We start from the raw sequence: 6,425 nt of genomic DNA, 5'->3' as shown, positions 1-6,425 counted from the left end.
CTTCGAGGTTGTCCGGCGCGGGCTTGTTGGTGAACACCCGGCCCGCCCTGTCGAAGGTGGAGCCGTGGCAGGGGCACAGGAAGCCGCCTTTCCAGTCGTCCGGCAGCGATGGCTGCGGACCGGGCTGCAGCTTGTCCACGGGCGAGCAGCCCAGGTGCGTGCAAATGCCCACCGCAACCAGGATTTCGGGCTTGATCGAGCGGTGGCGGTTCTTCGCATACGGCGGCGTCGGGTACGCCTTGCGGTCAGACTCGGGGTCGGCCAGTTGGGACTCGACCTGCTCCAGCGACGCCAGTTGCTCCGGTGTGCGGCGCATGACCCACACCGGCTTGCCCCGCCATTCCACGACGACCTTTTCGCCGGGCTGGAGCTTGGAGACGTCCACCTCCACCGACGCGCCGGCGGCCTTGGCGCGCTCGGACGGCGAGAACGAACGGACGAAGGGGACCGCAACGGCGGCCACGCCCGCGCCACCCACGGCACACGAGGTGATCAGCCAGGTCCGGCGGTCTTGGTCTAGGTTGGCTTCGCTCATGGGGGAGGTCTTTCTGAAAGGCTGGAGCAAGACGGAACGCGCGCACCGCCACCGGGCGGCCTGCGCACAAAAGCCACTGCGCATTGTAAGGGATCGCCGTTCGGACAAACCCTGATCCATGACGTCGGCAGGTCAAACCGCCGCCGTCGCCCGCCGCGCACGCATCGCCCAGGCCGACTCCAGCGCCGCCAGCAGGCTGGAGGGATCGGCCAGCCCCCGCCCCGCCAGGTCGAACGCCGTCCCATGGTCGGGGCTGGTGCGCACGAACGGCAGGCCCAGCGTGGTGTTGACGCCCCGCTCGAGCCCCAGGTACTTCACCGGGATGAGCCCCTGGTCGTGGTACATGGCGATGACCACGTCGAACTCCCCGGCCCGCGCGCGCATGAACACGGTGTCGGGGGGGTGCGGGCCGGTGACCGCCCACCCGGCGGCCTGCGCCCGGGCGATGGCCGGGGCGATGGCGTCGATCTCCTCCCGCCCGAACAGTCCGCCCTCGCCCGCGTGCGGATTGAGGCCGGCGACAGCGATGCGGCAGCGCGGCCAGCCCAGCAGACCGCAGAAATGGTCGTGGGTGATGCGCAGCGTCTCCCAGACCGCCGCCTCGGTGACGGCCTCGATCGCCTCGCGCAAGGCGACATGGATGCTGACGAGCACGGTGCGCAACGCGTCGTTGGACAGCATCATGCGCACCGGCAGTTCGGCCGGCGTCAAGCCGCGTGCCTGCGCGGCGATGCGTTGCAGCAGTTCGGTGTGGCCGGGCACATCGACGCCGGCAGCGGCCAGGGCGGCTTTGTGCAAGGGGGCCGTGACGATGGCGCCGACCTCGCCGCGCAGCGCGGCATGGGCGGCGGCGATGACGGCATCGGCGGCCGCCCGGCCCGCCACGGCACTGATCTCGCCAAAGCGCGGCAGCGCCGGGATCGACACCACGGGCCACACGGGCACGCACCGCGGCGGGACGTGCGCCGCCTGACCCGGCCCATCCAGCACGGCCACCGGCAGCAGACCCCCGCTCACCTGCGCCGCGCGCCGCATCACGGCCAAATCCCCCACCACCACGCAGCGGGACGACCACTCCGGCCAGCGGCGGAACACTTCGGCCACGATCTCCGGGCCGATGCCGGCCGCATCCCCCATGGTGATGGCGATGGGGGCGTCGCCCCCGTCGGCGGGCAAGCGGGGCGCGTCCATCAGGCGGGGTTGTCGATGTCGATGAAACGGTGCTCGATGCCGAGCTGGGCGGCCACATGCGCGCCGACGGCCGGCGCACCGAAGCGTTCCGTGGCGTGGTGCCCGCACGCCAGGAAGGCCACACCACACTCGCGCGCCAGGTGCGCCTGGGGTTCGGAGATTTCACCGGTCAAAAAGGCGTCGGCGCCCGCCGCGATGGCGGCCTCGAAATAGCCCTGCGCACCGCCGCTGCACCACGCCACCCGGCGGATCGGCCGACCGTCCCCCGGCACGCAGGTGATGCGCCGGCCCAGCACCGCTTCGACCCGGGCGGCCAATGCGGCCACGTCCCGCGCATCACCCCCCCCCAGAAAGCCGAGCTGCTGCTCCCCAAACCGCCCCCACCCCTCGCTCAGCGGCGCAAAGCCCAGGCGCTGCCCGAGTTGGGCGTTGTTGCCCAGTTCGGCATGCGCATCGAGCGGCAGGTGGTATGCATACAGATTGATGTCGTGCGTCAGCAGCCGCTGCAGGCGGGTTTTCATCCAGCCGGTGATGGTGCCGCGCTGTCCGCGCCAAAACAGGCCGTGGTGGACCAAAATGGCATCGGCACCGGCGTCGATGGCCGCCTCGATCAAGGCCAAACTGGCGGTGACGCCGCTGACCAAGCGGCGGATCGGCCGGCGCCCCTCGACCTGCAATCCGTTGGGGCCATAGTCCTGAAAACGCGCCGGCTCCAGCAGCGCGTCCAGCGCCGCCAACAGGGCGTCACGGGTGGTGCCGCCAGATGCGACGTCCGCGGCGGAGGGGGGCAGATCCTGCATGGGCGGATTGTCGCACCGCCCGGGCACGGACCGTCAGGGCTTGCCGGCGGCGCGCTCGGACTCGGCCATCTTGCGCGAGAAGAAGCGGTAGAACCACACCGCCATGACGACGATGAAGGCAATCACCCCGGCGCTCATGAGCCCGTAATCGGTCGAAAAAAGGTCCACAATCGCTTTCATACTGCGCTCCTGCATCGTTTGAATCGCTGGTCTATTGGAGCCGGGGACGGCGGGAGCCGTGTTGACCCATATCAACCCTGATGCACTCAGGGGTTTGGCCGGCGGGCCGCCGGCGGAAAGTGTCCATGAAGCGCCACTGGCTGATCTTCTCCCAGACCGTCACCGTGCTGCTGGCCATCTGGTTCGTGGTGGCGACGCTCAAGCCGCACTGGTTGACCCAACGGCCCTCGCTGTCGAGCGTGGTGCCGGTCTTCGAGGTCGAGCCCGACACCCGCAGCCCCACCATCGCCGGAGCCAGCCTGAGTGCCGCGGCGCGGGCCGCCGCTCCCGCGGTGGTGAGCATCAGCACCAGCAAAGCGGTGCGCCACCCGCATGCGCAGGAGCCGTGGTTCCGGTTTTTCTTTGGCGACCGGCCGGAGTTCCAACCCCAGGCCGGACTGGGGTCGGGCGTGATCGTCAGCCCGGCCGGCTACATCCTGACCAACAACCACGTGATCGAAGAGGCGGACGAGATCCTCGTACAGCTCAGCGACGGCCGGCAAGCACCGGCCCAGGTCATCGGCACCGACCCCGACACCGATCTGGCGGTGCTGCGCATTGCCCTGCCCGATTTGCCGGTGATCGTCCTGGGACGCTCCGAGTCGCTGGAGGTGGGCGACCGGGTGCTGGCGATCGGCAACCCGTTCGGCGTGGGGCAGACGGTGACCGCCGGCATCGTCAGTGCCCTGGGACGCAGCCAGCTCGGCATCAACACCTTCGAAAACTTCATCCAGACCGATGCGGCAATCAACCCGGGCAACTCCGGCGGCGCACTCGTGGACGCCGAGGGGCACCTGGTCGGCATCAACACGGCCATCTATTCCCGCTCGGGCGGCTCGATGGGCATCGGCTTTGCCATCCCGATGGCGACGGCGCGGGAGGTGATGGAGGCCATCGTGCGCGACGGCGCCGTCACGCGCGGCTGGATCGGCGTGGAGCCGCAAGAGCTGACACCCGAGCTGGCCGAACATTTTGGCGTGCCGCAGGCCAGCGGGGTGATCGTGACGGGCGTCCTCCAGGACGGGCCCGCGGCCAATGCCGGCATCCGCCCGGGGGACATCATCAGCCGCGTCGGGGGGACGCCCATTCGAGACGTGGCGGGCCTGCTCGCCGCGGTGGCGGAACTCCAACCCGGCACGCCTGCCGAGTTGGAGGTGCAGCGGCGAGACGGTGCACGCACGCTGACCGTCGTCCCCGCGCGCCGGCCGTCTGCCGCTGCGCGTTGACGCGCGTCACGACGAAGAGGAGCCGTCCGTCGCGGACGAGGAGGCTTCCGCTTCGGTGCTGGGTTTGCCGCGCGCGAACCAGCGCGCGCCGATGATGCCCAGTTCGTACAGCAGGCACATCGGAATGGCCAGTGCCAGCTGCGAAATCACATCGGGCGGGGTGACCACCGCCGCAATGATGAAGGCCACGACGATGAAGTAGCCGCGAAAGGACTTGAGCTTGTCGATGGACACCATCTCGAAGCGCACCATCAGCATCACCACCACCGGGACCTGGAAGGCCAGACCGAAGGCGAGGTAGAGCGACAGAATCGCCTCCACATAAGAGGCGATGTCCGGCGTGGCGTTGACGCTGGCCGGGGTGAAGCCCTGGATGAAAGCAAACATCTTGTCCAGCACGAAAAACTGGACGAACGCGATGCCCAGGTAGGCCAACAGGCTGCCGATGATGATGAGCGGCAGGGCAAAGCGCTTTTCGTGGCTGTACAGGCCCGGCGCGACGAACGCCCAAATCTGGTAAATGACCCAGGGCAGCGCCAGCAGCAGCCCCGCCATCATCAGGACCTTGAGTGGCACGAAAAACGGGGTGAACACCCCGACCGCGATGAGCTTGACATCCGGCGGCATGTGCGCCCGGATCGGCACGGCGATCAGGTCGATGAGGCCGCTCGGGCCGGGCCAGATGGCGAGCAGCACCATGCACACCCCCACGCCCCCCAGGGCGTACAGGATGCGGTCACGCAATTCCATCAGGTGCGCGACGAACGGCTGCTCGGTGCCGGCGAGCTCGTCGGCGGAGTCTCGGGGATCGGCCATGAATCAGCGCAGGGGAGTCTTGGGACGGTAGCGCGCCACGCGCGCTGCGCCGGACAGGGCCCGGGTGCGCACGCCGGTGCGGGCCTTGTACCACTGGGGCACGGCCTGGCGCTTGAGGCGAAAGTTCTTTTTCGGCCGCCGATACTCGGGATACACCGGCGCACCGATGGACGCCAAATCGTCGTACGACGTCGATGAGACCGATGACGACTGGCCTTCGAGTCCGGCCGTCACCTCGGACCATTCGCGCTCGAAATCGGCCGCGGTCGAGCTGACCTGGGTCTCGACGTCGCGGGCGGTCTTTTCGACCGCCTCTTTCATGCGCTTGAGCTCTTCGAGCTCGATGGTGCGGTTGACCTCGGCCTTGACCTCGGCCACGTAGCGCTGCGCCTTGCCCAGCAGCGCGCCCACGGTGCGGGCTACGCGCGGCAGCTTCTCGGGGCCGATGACGACGAGCGCCACGACCCCGATGAGGGCGAGCTTGGAAATACCGAGGTCGATCATGCGGGGGCGGCCGCGCTCACGACTTGGTCTTGGCGTCGACGTCGATGGTGGTCTTTTCGGCGGCCGCCTTGTCCTGTCCCACCTGCGCCGTGGCGGTGGACGACGACTCCGACGCGCTGCCGTCGCGCATGCCGTCCTTGAAGCCCTTGACCGCACTGCCCAGGTCGGACCCGATGTTCTTGAGCTTCTTGGTGCCAAAGACCAGCACCACGATCAGCAGGACGACCAGCCAGTGCCAAATGGAAAAACTGCCCATGTTCTACTCCAACGACGGGGCAGCCGGCCCCGATGCCATGTTCGATTCTACGCAGCGCCGGGGGTTCGCCCGGGCGCGGGAATGCCGCGATTGTGCCCGAAAGGGCGCGGGGATGGGGTCAGCCCTTGCGCCAGGGGCGCGGGCCGCCGATGACGTGCACATGCAGGTGGTGCACCTCCTGCCCGCCGTGCTCGCCGGTGTTGGCGACGATGCGGAACCCCCCTTCCGGGTACGGCAGGCAGCCCTGCTCCAGCGCCAGACGCGGGGCGAGCACCATCAAGCGGCCCATCAAGCGCTCGTGCTCGGCGGTCAACTGGGCCATGGACGGAATGTGCGCCTTGGGGACGATCAAAAAATGCACCGGCGCCCAGGGCTGAATGTCGTGGAAGGCGTACAGCTCGTCGTCTTCGTAGACCTTGCGGCTGGGGATCTGGCCGGCGACGATCTTGCAAAAGATGCAGTTGGGGTCGTGCGACATGGTCGGTCGGGTCGGGATCGGAAGGGGAGCGAATCAGACGGGCATGGGCCGGCGGTCGTTCCAGTACAAAAAACCTTTGACCAGCCGGTACAGGGACCAAACGGCCGCGGCGAGCAAAATCACCGCGCCCACCCCGACGACGAGCGTGAGAAAGCCGAGCGCAGCCCACAGCAGGCTCCACCAGAAGGTGCGGATCTGCCAGGTGAAATGGCTCTCGTAGAGCGTGCCGGCGACATCCTCGCGCTTGACGTAGTTGACGATGATGCCCACGAGCGCGGTCACGGCGACGAACCACGAGGCCGCGTAGAGGATATAGACCGCCAGCGTCAGCCGGCGCAGGCTGGCGAGTTGCTCGGGGGTCTTGGGTGTGACGTCGATCACGGGTGGGGCCGACATGTGC

Annotated in this window: 10 protein-coding genes; 1 reads left to right on the top strand and 9 read right to left on the bottom strand. The window is 68.5% G+C overall.

Features of this window, described 5'->3' with window-relative positions; translation table 11 throughout:
* From petA to ACK4TH_RS08040, 4 genes are all read right to left on the bottom strand, one after another.
* On the bottom strand, positions 1 to 535 hold a 535-nt coding region (gene petA / locus ACK4TH_RS08055; protein WP_409624810.1), incomplete at its 3' end, for a ubiquinol-cytochrome c reductase iron-sulfur subunit.
* Positions 536 to 667: 132 nt separating this feature from the next.
* Positions 668 to 1,726, bottom strand: a complete 1,059-nt coding sequence (gene pdxA / locus ACK4TH_RS08050) for a 4-hydroxythreonine-4-phosphate dehydrogenase PdxA (protein WP_409624807.1) — start codon at positions 1,724 to 1,726, stop codon at positions 668 to 670.
* Complete coding sequence (locus ACK4TH_RS08045; RefSeq protein ID WP_409624804.1) at positions 1,726 to 2,526, bottom strand: Nif3-like dinuclear metal center hexameric protein; 801 nt, start codon at positions 2,524 to 2,526, stop codon at positions 1,726 to 1,728. Before ACK4TH_RS08045 ends, pdxA begins: the two co-directional genes overlap by 1 nt.
* A gap of 33 nt (positions 2,527 to 2,559) precedes the next feature.
* Positions 2,560 to 2,706 carry a DUF3149 domain-containing protein gene (locus tag ACK4TH_RS08040; protein ID WP_409624801.1) on the bottom strand — a complete coding sequence of 49 codons (147 nt, stop codon included), beginning with the start codon at positions 2,704 to 2,706 and terminating at the stop codon, positions 2,560 to 2,562.
* 125 nt (positions 2,707 to 2,831) lie between these two features.
* On the opposite strand from ACK4TH_RS08040, the gene ACK4TH_RS08035 reads away from it, so the two are divergent.
* Complete coding sequence (locus ACK4TH_RS08035; RefSeq protein WP_409624798.1) at positions 2,832 to 3,971, top strand: S1C family serine protease; 1,140 nt, start codon at positions 2,832 to 2,834, stop codon at positions 3,969 to 3,971.
* Between the two features lie 6 nt (positions 3,972 to 3,977).
* On the opposite strand, the gene tatC is transcribed toward ACK4TH_RS08035, so the two are convergent.
* From tatC to ACK4TH_RS08010, 5 genes are all read right to left on the bottom strand, one after another.
* Complete coding sequence (gene tatC, locus ACK4TH_RS08030) at positions 3,978 to 4,787, bottom strand: twin-arginine translocase subunit TatC (protein ID WP_409624795.1); 810 nt, start codon at positions 4,785 to 4,787, stop codon at positions 3,978 to 3,980.
* Positions 4,788 to 4,790: 3 nt separating this feature from the next.
* Positions 4,791 to 5,291 carry a Sec-independent protein translocase protein TatB gene (tatB, locus tag ACK4TH_RS08025; RefSeq protein ID WP_409624792.1) on the bottom strand — a complete coding sequence of 167 codons (501 nt, stop codon included), beginning with the start codon at positions 5,289 to 5,291 and terminating at the stop codon, positions 4,791 to 4,793.
* Positions 5,292 to 5,307: 16 nt separating this feature from the next.
* Entirely contained in the window at positions 5,308 to 5,547 is a 240-nt protein-coding gene (gene tatA, locus ACK4TH_RS08020) for a Sec-independent protein translocase subunit TatA (RefSeq protein WP_409624789.1), read from the bottom strand.
* 118 nt (positions 5,548 to 5,665) lie between these two features.
* Entirely contained in the window at positions 5,666 to 6,025 is a 360-nt protein-coding gene (locus ACK4TH_RS08015) for a histidine triad nucleotide-binding protein (protein ID WP_334154351.1), read from the bottom strand.
* A 33-nt stretch (positions 6,026 to 6,058) separates the two neighbouring features.
* Positions 6,059 to 6,421: a DUF4870 family protein gene (locus ACK4TH_RS08010; protein WP_409624786.1), complete on the bottom strand. Its 363-nt coding sequence runs from the start codon at positions 6,419 to 6,421 to the stop codon at positions 6,059 to 6,061.
* Positions 6,422 to 6,425: the final 4 nt, after the last annotated feature.

It is taken from the genome of Tepidimonas sp., assembly GCF_046292505.1.
Lineage (GTDB): Bacteria > Pseudomonadota > Gammaproteobacteria > Burkholderiales > Burkholderiaceae_C > Tepidimonas.
The sequence above is the reverse complement of the archived record's forward strand: the minus strand, read 5'-3'. Positions and strand labels throughout refer to the sequence as shown.

Bases quoted from the DNA above. Each gene is read 5' to 3' on its own strand.
- ACK4TH_RS08040 (WP_409624801.1), bottom strand. From the start codon at position 2,706: ATGAAAGCGATTGTGGACCTTTTTTCGACCGATTACGGGCTCATGAGC.
- tatB (WP_409624792.1), bottom strand. From the start codon at position 5,291: ATGATCGACCTCGGTATTTCCAAGCTCGCCCTCATCGGGGTCGTGGCG.
- ACK4TH_RS08045 (WP_409624804.1), bottom strand. From the start codon at position 2,526: ATGCAGGATCTGCCCCCCTCCGCCGCGGACGTCGCATCTGGCGGCACC.
- ACK4TH_RS08015 (WP_334154351.1), bottom strand. From the start codon at position 6,025: ATGTCGCACGACCCCAACTGCATCTTTTGCAAGATCGTCGCCGGCCAG.
- ACK4TH_RS08035 (WP_409624798.1), top strand. From the start codon at position 2,832: ATGAAGCGCCACTGGCTGATCTTCTCCCAGACCGTCACCGTGCTGCTG.
- ACK4TH_RS08010 (WP_409624786.1), bottom strand. From the start codon at position 6,421: ATGTCGGCCCCACCCGTGATCGACGTCACACCCAAGACCCCCGAGCAA.
- pdxA (WP_409624807.1), bottom strand. From the start codon at position 1,726: ATGGACGCGCCCCGCTTGCCCGCCGACGGGGGCGACGCCCCCATCGCC.
- tatA (WP_409624789.1), bottom strand. From the start codon at position 5,547: ATGGGCAGTTTTTCCATTTGGCACTGGCTGGTCGTCCTGCTGATCGTG.
- tatC (WP_409624795.1), bottom strand. From the start codon at position 4,787: ATGGCCGATCCCCGAGACTCCGCCGACGAGCTCGCCGGCACCGAGCAG.